Below are 15,226 nucleotides of genomic sequence, written 5' to 3' on the forward strand. Positions count from 1 at the left end.
GTGCCCCTCAGACCGCCCCGAATCCGGCGCAGCCGCAGCTCACCGGACGTTCGGGAGCACTGGCCGCAGGCTGTTCCAGCGCCCGATCTCGCACCCGTTGGTCCGCTCGAACGTGGAGTCGATGCTTCGCCCCTGCCACGTTCCGGTGATCCGGGCGGTGGCTCCTCCGCCGAACTGCTGGGTGCACATCGCGTCCCGGGGCACGGGCGCGAAGGGGTCCGCGCTCTCGCCCGGCAGCTGCGCCAGCCGGTCGCACGCCTGCTGCGCCACCGGGTGGCTGCCGCCCGCCGGCTCGCACTCCAGCTCGTACGTGCCGTCGGCCTCCGGGTTCCCCGATCCGGCGACGACCACGGTGAGGTGCGTGCCGTCGTCGTCGTTCTGCAGGACGGGCAGCGGCAACGACAGCGGCAGCGGAAGAGGACCGGCCGCGGCCGTCGCCGCGGGCGCGGCGGCGGACAGCGCGGCCAGCGACACGACGGCGGTGAGGGCGAGACGACGCATCATGCGGGCTCCTGTGGTCGTACGTGTCGCCGGCACCGGCAGGCGACGAAGAGGAACGAAGGGCGGGCGCCCCGCCATGACTAACGCTCCGCACGCCACGGCGTTGCGCAACCGCAGGCGCTTTGCCCTCGCGGCCGACTGCCTAGTACCGTAGGCGGCGATTGGTGACGCAGCGCTCAGCTGTGTCATCATCTGCACGCACCACCCGCGCTCGCGTGGGGTGTGCTGGAGGCGTCGCCTAGTCCGGTCTATGGCGCCGCACTGCTAATGCGGTTTGGGTCTTAAAGCCCATCGAGGGTTCAAATCCCTCCGCCTCCGCTTGATTCCGAAGCCCCGTGCCACCGGCACGGGGCTTCGGTCGTTCCCGGGCAGGGGCAGGGGCAGGGGCAGGGGCAGGGGCAGGGGCAGGGGCAGGGGCAGGGGCGGCAGGGGTGGGTCCGGAGAGGGCCGGGACTGGGCTGCGACTGGGCCGATCGGGGGTGTCTCGAACCGGTGATCCCGCAGCTCAGCAGCGGTGCGGCTAATGGATTTCGCGTCACGGCGCAGGTCATGTAATGTTGTTCTCGCAACGCCGACGGGGCAGAAAAAAGCCCGGAACGCACAAGCACTCGTAGCTTAACGGATAGAGCATCTGACTACGGATCAGAAGGTTGCAGGTTCGAATCCTGCCGAGTGCACAGCAGGCCAGAGGCCCTCAGGAGAAATCCTGAGGGCCTCTCGCGTTGTCCGTGGAGTAAGGGAATGGGGTGCAGTACCCGTGTCAGCCGGTACCGCCCTTCGAGTCGGGCGGCCGGCCGATCGCGTCGTCGCATCGCTGCGACGACGCGCTTCACGTGGGCTGTCGAGTTGAGTCGGCTCTTCCTCTCACGGAAGCGATCACGGCGGAGACGGCGCCCGTCACGACGAGACTCCCCAGCATCACCATCACCACGCCGACCATGAACAGGCCGCTGGAGTCGTCCGACCAGTCGTAACAAGCCGCAGCGGTCAGGCCGGCCGTGACGCCGAGCACGGCGCCTGCGAAGTAGCGCCGGGATGCCGCCCAGTACACCGGCGCCAGCAGAGTCAGCACCAGCCCGATCACCTGCCACGCCTCGTACGGGCCGGTCTCCGAGCCATCGGGGTGCACGTCGCGGTGCTGGTCCCAGCCCAGCCAGGCAGCCCACAGCGCTAGCGAGATCGCAGCCGTCACGAGGATCGCCAGCAGCTGGGGAACGAGTTTCAGAGGTCGGTTTGGCATGGCTCAAGTGTTCCGGCCGCCCCTGGGACCGAACCAGGGTGCACGTACTCACCTCGGCATGAGTAACGCGGCTGCGGATCACACGTCCCTCGTGCCACAACCGGACCGGACCGGGTGGAGACTCGCGGGCGGCGGCGGATGGCGGCGGACCTCACGGGCAGCGGGCAGCGGGCAGCAGCGGCCACGGAGAGGGGAGCGTCGCAAACGCGTCTGTGATGTGTCATGACTGTGTCACCGACGCCGCCTCGGCGCCTTGGGTCCCCCAGCATGTTCCTACTCGGATCACGCCAGGGGGGACCATGCGCATCCGCAACACCGCCGCGGCCATCACCGCCGTACTTGCCTTCGCCGCCGTCGGCTGCAGCAGCGACAACGGCACCGACAGCAAGGCCGACACCCCGGGGAGCAGCGCACCCGAGGCATCCAGCCAATCCAGCCAATCCAGCCACGCAGACGACCGGGGCACCGCCACAGACACCGGCCTGCCGCCCGAGCCCACCGGCGTCAAGCGGGACGCCGTCCTCGCTGTCGTCCTGGACGTCAACAGCAACCTCGTGCACGACGAGGACAAGGCCATCGACGCGGCCCGCAACCAGTGTGCGGCCCTCAACGGCGGTGCCATGAACCCGGATCACGCTGCCGCGCAGCGGTTCTCCTACGACGGCATCACGCTGACCGACGACGACGGGGGTCACCTCAACACCGGGCTGCGCAAGACGCTCTGTCCCGGATCCTGACCAGCCGGCAGCGCGGGCCCGGCGCGGCGCCTGTGCGGCCCCGTTCCTCGTCCTCAGCGCAGTTGCTCGGCCAGTCCGACGATGATGCCCTCCGGTCCGCGGACGTAGCAGAGCAGGTAGACGTCCTCGAACCGGGCGATCTCGCCGAGAAGTTCGGCGCCGTGTGGGCGCAGGCGGGCGACGGTGTCTTCGATGTCGTCGACGGCGAACATGACGCGGTGGGTACCGAGGATGTTGTGGGGCCGGTTACGCGGGCCGTCGCCGGTCGCCTCGGGGCTCCGGTACTTCGCCAGTTCGAGCCGGCTGTTGCCGTCCGGGGTCCGGACCATCGCGATGTCGCAGCGGACACCGTCGAGTCCGGTGCACTGGTCGGCGACCAGGCCCTCGACCGTCGTCCTGCCCTCCAGCTCCATGCCGAGCTCCACGAAGAACGCGACGGCGGCGTCCAGGTCATCGACGACGATGCCTACGTTGTCCATCCGCTGAATCGCCATGCCGGCTTCTCCTTCTCTCTTCTTCCTCGTACGGGCAGTGGTGGCCCTTGACGCCCCTGGGACGGAGCCGGTGGCACGTTCTCGACATCCCCGGATCGCCGGACTTCGAAGAGTCCGTGCCGCTCCTCGGGCGAGATTCGTCCGGATGGGCGTGCCGGCAGGGCTCACCCTCGACGTGAGCGTGGCGGGAGGCAGTACGCCGCGTGCACGGTGATCGTGCCGCCCGGCCCTGATGCTCCGTGGATCGTGACGCGTTCCTCGGCACCGGCGGCGATCGGCTCGCCGCAGCGGTCGCAGATCAGAGGCATGCCTGCTCCTTCGGGCAGGGCAGGCAGCTGCGGGGAAACCAGTGGACCGCTGATCCGTGCGCCTCGGTCAGTTGCGGGCCGAGGTCGCGGACGGCCCCGGTACGCAGGGGCGTACCGCAGAAGACGCAGTGCACGCCCCGCTGCTGCTGGGCGGAGAGCGTGATGACCGGAGGCAGCGTGACGAGCCGCCTGTCGAGGGCGGGGTCCGGGGTGGAAGGATGGCGCATGGTCGGTCTCCTGGTGATCTCAGGGTTCTGACTGGCCCCGGCCATATGGAGGTACGAACTCCGGTCCGGGGCCTTTCTGTTGCTGGTGGCGTCGCCACTTGACGGCAAATTTATGGGACCCCCATAATGCAAGTCAAGCGGCATGCCCGATTCGAAGGAACGGGATGGCCGAGACAGGGAGCGAAGGGCCGGTCGAGAGGGAGGAGGTGCAACGTGTCTTTGATGGCCTGGACGCCGTCGAGTCGATGGAGGACTCGCTAGAGAAGGCGCAGATCATCAGCCGCCTGCTCAGAGATCAGACCGAGCGCACCAAGAGACTGAAAGAGCATCGCCGGAGGATCGTGCTGAACCTGCGGTCGCAGAAGGTGACGTATCGAGAGATCGCCGAAAACCTGGGGGTCTCGATCGGAACCGTGCAGGACATCGAGCGGGGCTATTCCGGGTCAGGGAAGAACCGTCCCAAGAAGAGCACCGAGACCTAGGCCGAGCAGCAGAACGGCCGAGCGGTGTAGAGACCGCCCGGCCGTAGTGACCAGCGGGTGATCACCCCGCCGATCCGAAATCCACCCTGAAGAGAAGGATTCGCGTTCGATCGTAGGGCCCGTACCCGCGTGGTGACCACTCCCGCGCCCTGAGCCGTCCGGAACGGCCCCGTTTCCCGCGATCTCCTCGGCCCCATCGGCCGCCCCTCACCCACGGACTGTGATGCGCCAACCAATCGGCGCGGCTTCGTGCTGCGCTTCTCCGGCATGCCCGGATCCGGCATGGACCCCCGTTCCCCGCCCTCTCCAGGAGCTCGACGCGACTGCATCCCGGAGCGCCCGGCCGAGTGCCTGGCTGCGGGCTGTGGTGTGGCTCGTCGAGTCGGGCCTGCACGGCCGGGCAGGGTCGACGACGCTGGCCGTCGCGCGGGATCTGGCCGGGCGGATGGACTACCGGCTCGGCTTCGTGCTGTACGACCTGGAGGGGACCGCCGCCCGGTGCGGGGTGTCGGTGGCGACGGTGAAACGGCACGTCCGGGTGTTACGGGAGCTGGGGGCCCTGGTGTGGCGGCGGCATGGGACGAAGCGGAATCTGCACCTGCCCGGACGCCGTTACGCGGGTACGGCGACGGTCTACGCGGCGACGATTCCGGCCGTGTACGACGCCGCGATGGGGCACCGCCTGGAGGGCGCAGGCTATGGGGCGCGGGTGTGCGGGGTGACGGATGCGGGCCGGGAGCGCGCCGTGGGGGACGTACGGGCGAGATCCCGGACCGTGGACAAACTGCTTGCGGGAAAACGCAGTTCAGGCGATCGTGCGCCCCATTCTTCCGGGCCCGACCACGACGTACGCAGGGCTGGGATGAGGGGGAAGGTGAACTACACCTCGCGCGGGCGCGTGTCGTCCGAGCGTGCGGTGCGGCGGTCGCCGTTACGGGTTGCGCGGGACATCGCCGTCGCCCGGCAGGTGCGGCCGCTCGTCGCCTGGACCCAGCACGAGGGGCTCCGCCGCCTCGCTTACGCCCTGCGCCCGCTCATCGACCGGGGCCTCGACGCCCGGGACATCGCGGCCGAGCTGACCGGATTGGCCGTCGGCTGGCGGCCGGTACGCCCGGCGGCGTGGATCACCGCAGCGCTGGCACGTGACCGTGAGGAGGCTGCGGCCCATGGGCGTACAGACCCGTCCGAGGCATTCCACCGGGCCATGGCCGACGTGGGGGAGCCGTGGGCCGTGGTGGGCGCCGACGGACCGTCGTACGGCATCGAAGGGCTGACCCGCGAAGAAGTCGTCCAGCTGCGCTCGGCGGCCGCTTCGGACCCGGGGCTGGTGCTTGCCGCGCTGGAGAACCTCGGCGGGCGGGATACCCGCCGTCTCTACACGAACCGGCTCGTGGACGAGGTGCTGCTGTACGAGTTCACCGGGGCGCGTCCGGTTGCCGTCCGGCGCGAATGAACCGCCCCGGAGCGCGGCGTTTCCGGTGGCTGCGACAGCCGGTACGGTGCCGCCGGTAGAGAAGTGAACGGGGGCGGTGATGCGGCGTGAGCCGACGACGGTATGTGGCCAGAGGGGTGCCGGGTGGGTACCGCATCTGGGACAACAGGGGCGGCCGTTGGTGGGGCGATCACTATGAGCTCTGCCCCGATGATCTTCTCGCGGCGCTGAACAGGGGCGCCGGCTACGCGCAGATCACCGCTCTGCTCAAGAAGTACCGGGCACAGAAGCGATGAGCCGCTGTGCCCGGGGGCCTCGCGTCCGTCAGGCTTCGGCGCCGGCGACCGCGGCCTTCTGGGGCTGCTGCTCGGTCCGGACGACCGGTCGGCGCCGGGTCGGGAGGCCGAGGGTGGGGTGGGCGACGCCCCAGGCCGCGCCCTTGCAGACCAGCTCCTTGTAGACGGCGGCCAGTCGGCCGGTCAGGGCCGCACTCACCGCGCGGTCGTCGGCGGTGACGTACTGGATGAGGCCTTCCCTGCGGCCCAGCGAGATGCACTGGTTGAAGTAGCGGAGCGCGGTCGTCGGCAGCTTCGTGCCCGTCAGGCGGGCCGCGATGGCGTCGGCGGCCTGCCATGCGGTGGGGACGCCCGAGGCGCAGGACATCCGGAGCGGTTTGTCGCCGGGGCCCGCCACCAGGGCCGCGTCGCCGATGGCGTACACGTCGGGGTGCGAGAGCGAACGCATGGTCGCGTCGACCACGATCTGGCCGGTGCCGGAGACCTCCAGTGTGGTGGCCTCGGCGATCGGGTGGACCGCGAAGCCGGCGGTCCAGACGGTGACGGAGGCGGGGATGGTGGTGCCGTCCGCGGTCGTCACGTGGCCGGGCGCCACCTCGGTGACGGCGGTGTGCTCGTGCACGGTGATGCCGAGCTTGTCGAAGACCTTCCGCAGGTGCCCGCGGCCCTTGGGGGAGAGCGTGTCGCCGAGTCCGCCCCGGACGGCGAGGGCGATGTCGAGGTCCGGGCGGGCCTCGGCGAACTCGGTCGCGGCCTCCAGGCCGGTGAGGCCGCCGCCGATGACGAGGACCCGCTGACCCGCGTCCAGGCCGGCGAGGCGTTCGCGCAGCCGGAGTGCGCCGGGGCGGCCGGCGATCTCGTGGGCGTGTTCGGCGCTGCCGGGGACGCCCTGGCTGTTCCAGCCGCTGCCGAGGGCGTACACGAGGGTGTCGTACGGCAGTTCCTCGGCGCCGTCCCCCGGGCCGTCACCCGCGCCGCCCTCCCCGCCGTTCGCGTCCACGACGGTGACGTGCTTGCGGTCGGCGTCGATGCCGGTCACCTTCGCGTACTTCAGTGCGACGCCGGTGCCCGCGAACATCTCGCTGAAGGGCCTGCTGGTCAGCTCCTGGCCGACCGCCAGCTGGTGCATCCGGACGCGCTCGACGAAGTCGGGTTCGGCGTTGACGAGAGTGATGGCGACGTCCTCGCGACGCAGCCGCTTGGCGAGGCGGCCGGCGGCGATGGCTCCCGAGTATCCGGCGCCGAGGACGATGATGCGGTGCTGCTGCTGCATTTCCCTGCTCCTGTCTCGCGCGGTTTCCGCCCCTTGAACCGGGCAGCCCGCCGTTTCCTGACAGGTGGGGAGTGTGAGCCGCATCACAACGCGGTCGCAGTGCGGTCAGAACGCGCTGAACAGGGGTTCTCCGTGGTCGGACGCCGCCCAGCGCCGGGTCGCGCGTTCGAGTTTGTCGGGGTTGACCTGGTTGCGGAACGCGGCGATGCCCTCGGCGGTGATCTCCAGGCACATCACGCCGATGACCCGGCCGTCGAGGACCGCCACGACGGCGGGGAGGCCGTTGGCGGTCGTGACGTGGACCTCGGGAGAGCCGCCGGCGATGTCGCGCTTGGCCTTGCTGGGTTTGAACAGGCCGCGCATGAACTTCGCGACCGCGAGGGCACCCTCGAACGCCTTGGCGCGGGCCGGGACCTTGCCGCCGCCGTCGCCGATCGCGACGGCGTCCTCGGTGAGCAGCCGCACGAGCGGCTCGGTCCGGCCGGTGGTGGCGGCCGTGAGGAACTCCTCGACGATCCGCCGGGCGGCCGCCTCGTCGATCTCGCTGCGGGTCCTGCCGTGTGCGATGTGCTTCTTGGCCCGGTGGAAGACCTGCTGGGCGGCGGCCTCGGAGATGTCGAGGATCTCGGCGATCTCCCGGTGCGGGTAGCCGAAGGCCTCCCGCAGGACGTACACCGCCCGCTCGTTGGGCGAGAGCCGCTCCATGAGGGTGAGAACCGCGTACGAGACCGAGTCGCGCTGCTCCGCGGTGTCGGCGGGCCCGAGCATCGGGTCCCCGGCGAGCAGTGGCTCTGGGAGCCACTGGCCCACGTACATCTCGCGCCGGGCGCGGGCCGAGGTGAGCTGGTTGAGGCACAGGTTGGTGAGGGCCTTCGTCAGCCAGGCCTCGGGGACCTCGATCCGGTCCACGTCGGTGGCCTGCCAGCGCAGGAACGTGTCCTGCACGGCGTCCTCGGCCTCGCTCGCGGACCCGAGGAGGCGGTAGGCGATGGCCTCCAGGCGGGGCCTGGAGGCCTCGAACCGCTCCACGTCCTGCACGGTCAGGGGCATGGCCCGGATCCTAACGCCCGCGGGCGGGACGGGCGGTAGGGCGTGGTGGCGCGGCACGGCGTCGGTCCTCGCGCCCTCGGCGTACCGCCGGTCCTGAGCGGTGTGCCGTCGGTTCCGGCGGCGCGTACCGCCGGTCCTGAGAGGTGTGCGGTCCGTCAGTTCCGGGTGCCCCGGACCTCGGCCACGAGGTCCGGGGGCAGTCCCGGGCCCGCGCACGCGTAACCGATCAGCAGGCCCCGGTAGGAGGTGTCCGGGAGCTCCGGTGCCAGGGCGGCCAGGGCCCGCAGGTCGTCGGACGAGCCGGACAGACGCGTGCGGTAGGCCGCCGCCGCCACGCGCAGGGAGATCTGCTGCGGTTCGTGCCGCAGGCCCTGTTGGGCCATGGCCTCAGCCGCGGCGAAGTCGCCCTGTTCGGCACGCACGTCGCCGAGGTCCAGGTGGAGGGACCAGTTGCGGGGGTCCAGGGTCAGGGCGTCCTCGAAGGCCGCCGCGGCCCGGTCCAGGTCCCCTGCGGCACGCCAGGTGTTCGCTCGCGCCACCTCGGTCCACATGACCCGTTCGACGGCATCGGCGCGGTCGCACAGGGCGAAGGAGAGCCCGTAGCGGCCGCAGGCCCGTGGCAGCCGGGCCATGGCGGCCAGCGACTCCGGCACCGGACTGCGCCGGGAGACCCGGTCGATGGCATGGCACCAGGGCGCGAACCGCTCACGCATCGCGTCGCTGTCCAGGTCGTGGCCGTAGTCCAGGGCCCGCAGACAAGCCTCGGCCAGAGCCCCGGCGCTCACCGTCTCCAGGAAACGCGCATCGCCGAACCACGGGGCAGCGCCCCACGGTACGCCGGGCCTCACCCCGGTGACCGAGCCCAGGGCCATCACCGCGTTGTCCATGTCCCCTTCCAGGAACAGGAGATACGCCTGTGCCGGCACCGTGCCCAAGGAGCCGTCCGCTTCGAGCCCCGCCTTCAGCTCCGCCTGCCGGGCCTGCCGCAGATCGGCGAGGGCCGCATAGGGCTCCGGGGCGGCGGGCGCGGACGCCATGGACCCCACCAGCAACTTCACGGCGCCCACGGGATCTCCGCCGCAGTGCGCCAGGACACCGGCGAGAGTGACGCCCGCGGCCACCGACTGATTCGACATGGCCGGAGAATAACCACGGCCGGGCCGGGGGAGCGATGGGGGTTCTTCACGCCGCGGCCGGCGCGATGTTCTGGTTGGCGCGGAAGAAGTTGTCCGGGTCGTAGGTGCGCTTGACCGCGGCCAGCCGGTCGTACGTGCCGCGGTAGGTCGACCGGACGCGGTCCGGGGCCTCGCCCTCGCCGAGGAAGTTGATGTACGCGCCGCCCATCGAGTGCGGGTGCAGCTCCGTCCAGTAGTCCACGCACCACTGCCGGATCACCTCGGCGTTGGCGGGATCGGGGTCGATGCCGGCGATGACGCCGGACCACACGGCGTCCCGGTAGGCCCAGGCGGTTTCGTCGGGACCGACGCGGTGGGCCGCTCCGTCCACCGGGTACAGGTGCATCGTCGACAGGCCGGTCGGGAGGTTGCGGCCGTACTTCGCGTGCACCTCGATCGCCTCGTCGGAGACGGCGTCGAAGAAGTCGCCACGCCAGTACCACTGCAGCCCCTTGGGGATCAGGCCGTCGAACATGGTCTGGAGGATGGGGTACGGCATGGGGCTGGTGAAGTGGAAGGCCGGGGGCGCCGGGTCGTTGACCGCCGAGAGCCTTTCCTCCAGGCGGCCTTCCGCCAGGTCGCCCGTGTAGCACCAGACGACGCCGCACATCTTCTGCCCGTGGATCTCCTCCGGGAACGGAGGCGCGGGCGGCACGGCCAGGAGGGCGAAGAAGCCGTAGAGGTCGTCCGGTGCGGCGGGCAGGAAGTCGCGGTACCAGCGCAGTACCTCGGCCGTGCGCTCGACCGGCCACACGGTCACCGCCACGCCGACCGTGTCCACCGGGTGGAGGTCGTAGGCGAACGAGGTGACCACGCCGAAGTTGCCGCCGCCGCCCCGCAGGGCCCAGAACAGGTCGGGGTGTTCCGTCGGGGAGGCGGTGACGAAGGTGCCGTCCGCCAGGACGACGTCCGCGGCGAGCAGGCTGTCGATCGTGAGGCCGTGGGCGCGGGTCAGATAACCGTGCCCGCCGCCCAGCGTGAGGCCGCCCACGCCCGTGGTCGACATGATTCCGGCCGGTACGCCGAGGCCGAAGGTGTGGGTGGCGTGGTCCAGATCGCCGAGTTGGCCGCCGCCCGCCACCTGCGCCGTGCGCGCCTCGGGGTCCACGCGTACCCCGCGCATGGGGGACAGGTCCAGGGTCAGACCTCCCTCGACCAGGCACAGGCCCGGCCCGCTGTGGCCGCCGCCGCGTACGGCCAGTTCGATGCCCGCGTCCTGGGCGAAAGCGAGGGTGGCCCGTACGTCCGCCACATCCGTGCACCGGGCGACGGCCGCGGGGCGCCGGTCGATCATGGCGTTGTACAGGCTGCGTGTCTCGTCGTACTCCGCGTCCCCCGGCGTGACGACAGATCCCCGCAACGTCGTGCGCAGGCTGTCGAGAGCAGTGCCGTCGATGCTGGTCATGGTGGAACACCTCTGAAGGATCCTGGGATCGACCCGCCACCTTCCAGTGTGACGCAGATCACAATGAGGGGCCATGTGTGGGAGCATGACGGGTTCGTATCCGCCCCGCCCCGCCCCGCCCCACCCCGACCCGACGCCCCGCCCCGAGGCCCCCGCCCTGCCGCCCGTAGCCACCGTCCGTATCCACGTCCAGAAGTCCGGGAGTCCGCGCATGGATTGGCAGTGCACCGGCCTTCGCTGGCCCGAGGGGTCCGACGGGCCCGTGCTCGGGTGGCGGAAGGGCCCGCAGGTGCGGGGGAGCGCCCTGGCGTACGGGACCGAGCTCGGGTTCCGGGCCTCGGGCAGGCGGACCTGCATCGGGGCGCGGGGGAACGCCTGCCCGGTGGCGGCGCCCGTTCCGGAGCGGAGTGCGGGTGCGCGCTGTGCGGAGTGCGGGCGGCTGGACCGGGCGCATTCGGTGGCCGCCGACACGATTCCCGACGATCCGCGTACGTACCGCGTGTATCTCGCCTGGTTCGGGGCCGGGATGGTGAAGGTCGGGATCACCGCCGAGGAGCGGGGGGCGGCCCGGCTGCGGGAGCAGGGGGCGGTCGTCTTCAGCTGGCTGGGGCGGGGGCCGTTGATGGCGGCGCGGCGGGCCGAGGAGGTGCTGCGGACCGCGCTCGGAGTGCCGGACCGGATTCCGTACGCGCGCAAGCGGGCGGTGCGCGGGGAACTTCCGGGGCCGGCGGAGCGGGCCGGTGAGGTGGCGGAGCTGTACGGGCGGGCGGTGGCGCTCGACGCGGGCGGCCGGCCCGAGGCGCTGGAGCGGCTGCCGTTCGAGGCCGTCGACCATGCGGGGCTCTTCGGGATCGACCGGCCGGCCGTGACGGTGGACGACGGGGAGGCCGCGGCGGGTGGTGGCGGGGTGGTGCGTGCGGTGACCGGGCTGGTGGACGGCGGCGTGGTCGCCGGGCGGCTCGTCGCGGCGGCCGGGCCGGATCTGCATCTGGACACGGGGAGGGCGGACACGGGGGCGGGCGGGGTCGTCGTCGTGGACACCCGGCTGATGACCGGCTGGGACCTGACGGCGGCGGGTGCGGGCACCGGCGTGAGCGTGCCGACCGTCGTCGTAGGGGGCGGCGCTTCGCAGGGCGGCCTGTTCTGAGATCGTCGGAGACTCCCGAAGGAGGAGCGCCTGATGAGTGACGATCGCGACGACGTGGTGCGGTTCTGGGAACGGCTCGGGCTGCCCGGGCTCATCGACGTCCATACGCACTTCATGCCGGAGCAGGTGCTGCGCAAGGTCTGGGCGTACTTCGACGCGGTCGGTCCGCGGATCGGGCGGGAGTGGCCGATCGCCTACCGGCACGAGGAGGAGGAGCGGCTCGCGCTGCTCCGGTCGTTCGGCGTACTCCGGTTCACCTCGATGCTCTACCCGCACAAGGCGGGCATGGCGGCCTGGCTGAACGGCTGGGCGGCCGACTTCGCGGCCCGGGTGCCCGACTGCCTGCACACCGCGACCTTCTTCCCCGAGGAGGGCGTCGAGAAGTACGCGGCGGAGGCCGTCGAGGCAGGGGCCCGGGTGTTCAAGTCGCACATCCAGGTCGGGGACTACGACCCGAACGACCCGCTGCTGGAGCCCGTCTGGGGGCTGCTCGCCGAGGCCGGCATCCCGGTGGTCATCCACTGCGGGTCCGGGCCCGCGCCCGGCAGGTACACGGGGCCGGAACCCGTCGCCCGGCTGCTCGCCCGGCACCCCCGGCTGCGGCTGGTCGTGGCGCACATGGGGATGCCGGAGTACGCGGAGTTCCTGGCGCTCGCCGAGACGTACCGGGAGGTGCGGCTCGACACGACGATGACGTTCACCGACTTCACGGAGGAGATCATCCCGTTTCCGGTGGCGGAGCGCGGGCGGCTCGCGGCGCTCGGGGACCGGATCCTGCTGGGGACGGACTTCCCGAACATCCCGTATCCGTACGCCCACCAGCTGCACGCACTGGAGCGGCTGGGGCTCGGGGACGACTGGCTGCGCGCGGTCTGCCACGACAACGCGGACGCCCTCTTCGCCCGCTGAGAGGCGATCCGAGGCAGCCCGGGGCGGTCCGAGGCACCCCGGGACGGCCCTCTGAAGCGACGCGGCCCCGTCCGGCCCGCCCGAACCGACGCGGCAGCCGGGCCTCCCCGCTCGCTTTCTCAGGGAATTCACAGAATCGGGAAAGAACTCTCTCAGGGGCGTCTCAGAGGGTTGAGGCATGACGATGACGACCTCGCCCCAGGGGCGTACCGAACTGCTCAGGCCGGACCGGACCCCCGTCCGGGTGCTGGTCGTGGACGACGAGGCTCCGCTGGCCGAGCTGCTCTCCATGGCGCTTCGCTACGAGGGCTGGGAGGTCCGCAGCGCGGGGGACGGTGCCGGTGCGCTGCGTACGGCCCGGGACTTCCGGCCGGACGCGGTGATCCTCGATGTGATGCTTCCCGACATGGACGGGCTCGCCGTGCTCAGCAGGCTGCGCCGGGAGCTCTCCGAGGTGCCCGTGCTCTTCCTGACCGCCCGGGACTCCGTGGAGGACCGGATCGCCGGGCTCACGGCCGGCGGCGACGACTACGTCACCAAGCCGTTCAGCCTGGAGGAGGTCGTCGCCCGGCTGCGCGGGCTGATCCGCAGGTCCGGCACGGCGGCGGTCCGCAGCGAGTCGACGCTCGTCGTCGGCGACCTGATGCTGGACGAGGACAGCCACGAGGTGAGCCGGGGCGGAGCCAACATCCACCTCACCGCGACCGAGTTCGAGCTGCTGCGCTTCCTGATGCGCAACCCGCGCCGGGTGCTGAGCAAGGCGCAGATCCTGGACCGGGTCTGGAACTACGACTTCGGCGGTCAGGCCAACGTCGTCGAGCTCTACATCTCGTACCTGCGCAAGAAGATCGACGCGGGCCGGACTCCGATGATCCACACCCGGCGCGGGGCGGGATACCTCATCAAGCCCGGTGAGTAGCCGCGTGAAACGGCTGACGAAGAGGCCGTGGACGCTGCGGACCCGGCTGGCCGTCTCCTCGGTGATGCTGATCGCGGTCGTCGCGGCCGTGATCGGCACGGTCACCGCCATCGCCTTCCACACCTACATGTACGGCAAGCTCGACGGCCAGCTGCGCGAACTCACCATGCGGGCCGACCGGATGCCGGGTACGCCCGCGCCCGGGGGGCCCAAGGACAAGGACCCGCTGGGCTTCGTCGGCATGGGCGGCGGCCAGCCCCTCAAGACGTTCGGCGCGCTCACCGCGGGCGGCGACGTCACCGATTCGGCCGTGGCCAAGGGCGGCGGTGCCGAGGCCTCGGAGAACACCGAGGCGCTGACCGGTGCGCAGACGGCCGCGCTGGAGGCGGCCCACGTCCCCGCGGACGGTGAGGCGCACGACGTCGAACTGCCCGGACTGGGCGGCTACCGCGTGCAGGCCACGGCCCCCGCGAGCGACGGCACGACCGTCCTGGTCGGCATCCCGACCTCGGAGGTGAGCGGCGCCCTCAACACCCTGATCCTCGTCGAGGTCTGCGTCACCGGCGCCGGACTGATCGCCGCCGGGATCGCGGGCGCCGCCATGGTCACGGTCGCCCTGCGGCCGCTGCGCCGGGTCGCCGCCACCGCGACGCGCGTCTCCGAACTCCCGCTCCACAGTGGCGAGGTCGCCCTCCTCGAACGCGTTCCGGACGCCGAGGCCGATCCGCGTACCGAGGTCGGCCAGGTCGGCGCCGCCCTCAACCGGATGCTGGGCCACGTCGGTTCGGCCCTGGACGCGCGGCAGAAGAGCGAGATGCGGGTGCGCCAGTTCGTCGCCGACGCCAGCCACGAGCTGCGCACCCCCCTCGCCTCGATCCGCGGGTACGCCGAGCTCACCCGGCGCGGGCGGGAGAACACCGGCCCCGACACCCGCCACGCACTGGGACGGATCGAGTCCGAGGCGCAGCGCATGACGGGCATGGTGGAGGATCTGCTGCTGCTCGCCCGGCTGGACGCGGGCCGGCCGCTCAGTTACGAGAGCACCGATCTCTCCCCGCTCGTCATAGACGCGGTGAGTGACGCACGCGTCGCGGGCCGGGCGGCCACCAGTGACGCACGCGTCGCGGGCCGGGCGGCCACGGTGGACGGGGCGGGCCCCCTCCACCACTGGCGGCTGGAACTTCCCGAGGTGCCCGCGACCGTACGTGCCGACCCGACCAGGCTTCAGCAGGTGCTGGTCAACCTGCTGGCCAACGCCCGTACGCACACCCCGCCCGGGACCACGGTCACGGCGCGCGTGCTCGCGGAGGCCGGACATCCCTGGGTGACGCTGGAGATCCGGGACAACGGGCCCGGCATCCCTCCGGAGCTGCTGCCGCACGTCTTCGAACGGTTCGCCCGCGGAGACGCCTCGCGGTCCCGGCACGCCGGGTCGACGGGGCTCGGGCTCGCCATCGTGCAGGCCGTCGTCGTCGCGCACGGCGGCGTCGTCGAGGTGCGTTCGGTGCCCGGGGACACGGTGTTCGCCGTTCATCTGCCGGCGGATCCCGGGCATCCGGGAGAAGCGCGCGAGAGCGTTCCTTCCTCCTCACAGTCCAACCACAGGCGCACCACACGGGTGTGACAGCGCG

The 15,226-nt window shown here is 71.6% G+C and carries 17 protein-coding genes and 2 tRNA genes; 10 read left to right on the forward strand and 9 right to left on the reverse strand.

The window, feature by feature from the left end:
* Nucleotides 1–39: 39 nt before the first annotated feature.
* Nucleotides 40–504 carry an SSI family serine proteinase inhibitor gene (locus tag ACGFZA_RS24205; RefSeq protein ID WP_385282280.1) on the reverse strand — a complete coding sequence of 155 codons (465 nt, stop codon included), beginning with the start codon at nucleotides 502–504 and terminating at the stop codon, nucleotides 40–42.
* Between the two features lie 224 nt (nucleotides 505–728).
* Between ACGFZA_RS24205 and ACGFZA_RS24210 the strand changes: the two genes are divergently transcribed.
* Nucleotides 729–819: transfer RNA gene (locus ACGFZA_RS24210), tRNA-Ser, on the forward strand.
* Nucleotides 820–1,105: 286 nt separating this feature from the next.
* A tRNA-Arg gene (locus ACGFZA_RS24215) sits at nucleotides 1,106–1,178 on the forward strand.
* Between the two features lie 152 nt (nucleotides 1,179–1,330).
* Here the strand turns inward: ACGFZA_RS24215 and ACGFZA_RS24220 are convergent.
* A complete protein-coding gene (locus tag ACGFZA_RS24220) occupies nucleotides 1,331–1,741 on the reverse strand; it encodes a hypothetical protein (RefSeq protein ID WP_385282226.1) in 411 nt (136 codons plus the stop codon).
* A gap of 299 nt (nucleotides 1,742–2,040) precedes the next feature.
* On the opposite strand from ACGFZA_RS24220, the gene ACGFZA_RS24225 reads away from it, so the two are divergent.
* Nucleotides 2,041–2,478, forward strand: coding sequence for a hypothetical protein (locus ACGFZA_RS24225; RefSeq protein ID WP_393681801.1), 438 nt, complete (start codon nucleotides 2,041–2,043; stop codon nucleotides 2,476–2,478).
* 53 nt (nucleotides 2,479–2,531) lie between these two features.
* Here ACGFZA_RS24225 and ACGFZA_RS24230 read toward each other — a convergent pair whose 3' ends face one another.
* The 3 genes from ACGFZA_RS24230 to ACGFZA_RS24240 form a co-directional block, all read right to left on the reverse strand.
* Nucleotides 2,532–2,972 carry a VOC family protein gene (locus tag ACGFZA_RS24230; protein ID WP_385282221.1) on the reverse strand — a complete coding sequence of 147 codons (441 nt, stop codon included), beginning with the start codon at nucleotides 2,970–2,972 and terminating at the stop codon, nucleotides 2,532–2,534.
* Between the two features lie 164 nt (nucleotides 2,973–3,136).
* Nucleotides 3,137–3,280, reverse strand: coding sequence for a hypothetical protein (locus tag ACGFZA_RS24235; protein ID WP_385282219.1), 144 nt, complete (start codon nucleotides 3,278–3,280; stop codon nucleotides 3,137–3,139).
* A complete protein-coding gene (locus ACGFZA_RS24240) occupies nucleotides 3,271–3,507 on the reverse strand; it encodes a hypothetical protein (RefSeq protein WP_393681804.1) in 237 nt (78 codons plus the stop codon). Before ACGFZA_RS24240 ends, ACGFZA_RS24235 begins: the two co-directional genes overlap by 10 nt.
* A gap of 164 nt (nucleotides 3,508–3,671) precedes the next feature.
* On the opposite strand from ACGFZA_RS24240, the gene ACGFZA_RS24245 reads away from it, so the two are divergent.
* From ACGFZA_RS24245 to ACGFZA_RS24255, 3 genes are all read left to right on the forward strand, one after another.
* Nucleotides 3,672–3,989, forward strand: coding sequence for a helix-turn-helix domain-containing protein (locus ACGFZA_RS24245; protein ID WP_385282213.1), 318 nt, complete (start codon nucleotides 3,672–3,674; stop codon nucleotides 3,987–3,989).
* 364 nt (nucleotides 3,990–4,353) lie between these two features.
* On the forward strand, nucleotides 4,354–5,442 hold the full coding sequence (locus ACGFZA_RS24250; RefSeq protein WP_393681806.1) for a cell wall protein: 1,089 nt from the start codon (nucleotides 4,354–4,356) through the stop codon (nucleotides 5,440–5,442).
* An 86-nt stretch (nucleotides 5,443–5,528) separates the two neighbouring features.
* Nucleotides 5,529–5,717 (forward strand): hypothetical protein, encoded by a 189-nt coding sequence (locus ACGFZA_RS24255; RefSeq protein ID WP_385282209.1) that lies wholly within the window; start codon nucleotides 5,529–5,531, stop codon nucleotides 5,715–5,717.
* 28 nt (nucleotides 5,718–5,745) lie between these two features.
* Here the strand turns inward: ACGFZA_RS24255 and ACGFZA_RS24260 are convergent, their stop codons facing one another.
* From ACGFZA_RS24260 to ACGFZA_RS24275, 4 genes are all read right to left on the reverse strand, one after another.
* Nucleotides 5,746–6,990: an NAD(P)/FAD-dependent oxidoreductase gene (locus ACGFZA_RS24260; RefSeq protein WP_393681808.1), complete on the reverse strand. Its 1,245-nt coding sequence runs from the start codon at nucleotides 6,988–6,990 to the stop codon at nucleotides 5,746–5,748.
* 105 nt (nucleotides 6,991–7,095) lie between these two features.
* Nucleotides 7,096–8,040, reverse strand: a complete 945-nt coding sequence (locus ACGFZA_RS24265; RefSeq protein WP_393681810.1) for an RNA polymerase sigma-70 factor — start codon at nucleotides 8,038–8,040, stop codon at nucleotides 7,096–7,098.
* A gap of 155 nt (nucleotides 8,041–8,195) precedes the next feature.
* The gene (locus ACGFZA_RS24270; RefSeq protein WP_393681812.1) at nucleotides 8,196–9,176 is read right to left on the reverse strand and encodes a tetratricopeptide repeat protein; all 981 of its coding nucleotides are present in this window, start codon (nucleotides 9,174–9,176) and stop codon (nucleotides 8,196–8,198) included.
* 46 nt (nucleotides 9,177–9,222) lie between these two features.
* Nucleotides 9,223–10,620 (reverse strand): FAD-binding oxidoreductase, encoded by a 1,398-nt coding sequence (locus tag ACGFZA_RS24275; RefSeq protein ID WP_393681814.1) that lies wholly within the window; start codon nucleotides 10,618–10,620, stop codon nucleotides 9,223–9,225.
* Nucleotides 10,621–10,831: 211 nt separating this feature from the next.
* Here ACGFZA_RS24275 and ACGFZA_RS24280 point away from each other — a divergent pair, with 211 nt between their 5' ends.
* From ACGFZA_RS24280 to ACGFZA_RS24295, 4 genes are all read left to right on the forward strand, one after another.
* The gene (locus ACGFZA_RS24280) at nucleotides 10,832–11,767 is read left to right on the forward strand and encodes a DUF2797 domain-containing protein (RefSeq protein ID WP_393681943.1); all 936 of its coding nucleotides are present in this window, start codon (nucleotides 10,832–10,834) and stop codon (nucleotides 11,765–11,767) included.
* Between the two features lie 33 nt (nucleotides 11,768–11,800).
* Nucleotides 11,801–12,676 carry an amidohydrolase family protein gene (locus ACGFZA_RS24285; RefSeq protein WP_393681816.1) on the forward strand — a complete coding sequence of 292 codons (876 nt, stop codon included), beginning with the start codon at nucleotides 11,801–11,803 and terminating at the stop codon, nucleotides 12,674–12,676.
* A gap of 178 nt (nucleotides 12,677–12,854) precedes the next feature.
* The gene (locus ACGFZA_RS24290; RefSeq protein ID WP_393681818.1) at nucleotides 12,855–13,595 is read left to right on the forward strand and encodes a response regulator transcription factor; all 741 of its coding nucleotides are present in this window, start codon (nucleotides 12,855–12,857) and stop codon (nucleotides 13,593–13,595) included.
* Between the two features lie 64 nt (nucleotides 13,596–13,659).
* Entirely contained in the window at nucleotides 13,660–15,219 is a 1,560-nt protein-coding gene (locus ACGFZA_RS24295) for an ATP-binding protein (RefSeq protein WP_393681945.1), read from the forward strand.
* Nucleotides 15,220–15,226 lie beyond the last annotated feature (7 nt).

Origin of the sequence: Streptomyces sp. NPDC048211, from assembly GCF_043202315.1 — a bacterium.
In the GTDB taxonomy this organism is placed as follows: Bacteria; Actinomycetota; Actinomycetes; order Streptomycetales; family Streptomycetaceae; genus Streptomyces.

Bases quoted from the DNA above. Each gene is read 5' to 3' on its own strand.
- ACGFZA_RS24205 (WP_385282280.1), bottom strand. From the start codon at position 504: ATGATGCGTCGTCTCGCCCTCACCGCCGTCGTGTCGCTGGCCGCGCTG.
- ACGFZA_RS24220 (WP_385282226.1), bottom strand. From the start codon at position 1,741: ATGCCAAACCGACCTCTGAAACTCGTTCCCCAGCTGCTGGCGATCCTC.
- ACGFZA_RS24225 (WP_393681801.1), top strand. From the start codon at position 2,041: ATGCGCATCCGCAACACCGCCGCGGCCATCACCGCCGTACTTGCCTTC.
- ACGFZA_RS24230 (WP_385282221.1), bottom strand. From the start codon at position 2,972: ATGGCGATTCAGCGGATGGACAACGTAGGCATCGTCGTCGATGACCTG.
- ACGFZA_RS24235 (WP_385282219.1), bottom strand. From the start codon at position 3,280: ATGCCTCTGATCTGCGACCGCTGCGGCGAGCCGATCGCCGCCGGTGCC.
- ACGFZA_RS24240 (WP_393681804.1), bottom strand. From the start codon at position 3,507: ATGCGCCATCCTTCCACCCCGGACCCCGCCCTCGACAGGCGGCTCGTC.
- ACGFZA_RS24245 (WP_385282213.1), top strand. From the start codon at position 3,672: ATGGCCGAGACAGGGAGCGAAGGGCCGGTCGAGAGGGAGGAGGTGCAA.
- ACGFZA_RS24260 (WP_393681808.1), bottom strand. From the start codon at position 6,990: ATGCAGCAGCAGCACCGCATCATCGTCCTCGGCGCCGGATACTCGGGA.
- ACGFZA_RS24265 (WP_393681810.1), bottom strand. From the start codon at position 8,040: ATGCCCCTGACCGTGCAGGACGTGGAGCGGTTCGAGGCCTCCAGGCCC.
- ACGFZA_RS24270 (WP_393681812.1), bottom strand. From the start codon at position 9,176: ATGTCGAATCAGTCGGTGGCCGCGGGCGTCACTCTCGCCGGTGTCCTG.
- ACGFZA_RS24275 (WP_393681814.1), bottom strand. From the start codon at position 10,620: ATGACCAGCATCGACGGCACTGCTCTCGACAGCCTGCGCACGACGTTG.
- ACGFZA_RS24280 (WP_393681943.1), top strand. From the start codon at position 10,832: ATGGATTGGCAGTGCACCGGCCTTCGCTGGCCCGAGGGGTCCGACGGG.
- ACGFZA_RS24285 (WP_393681816.1), top strand. From the start codon at position 11,801: ATGAGTGACGATCGCGACGACGTGGTGCGGTTCTGGGAACGGCTCGGG.
- ACGFZA_RS24290 (WP_393681818.1), top strand. From the start codon at position 12,855: ATGACGATGACGACCTCGCCCCAGGGGCGTACCGAACTGCTCAGGCCG.
- ACGFZA_RS24295 (WP_393681945.1), top strand. From the start codon at position 13,660: ATGCTGATCGCGGTCGTCGCGGCCGTGATCGGCACGGTCACCGCCATC.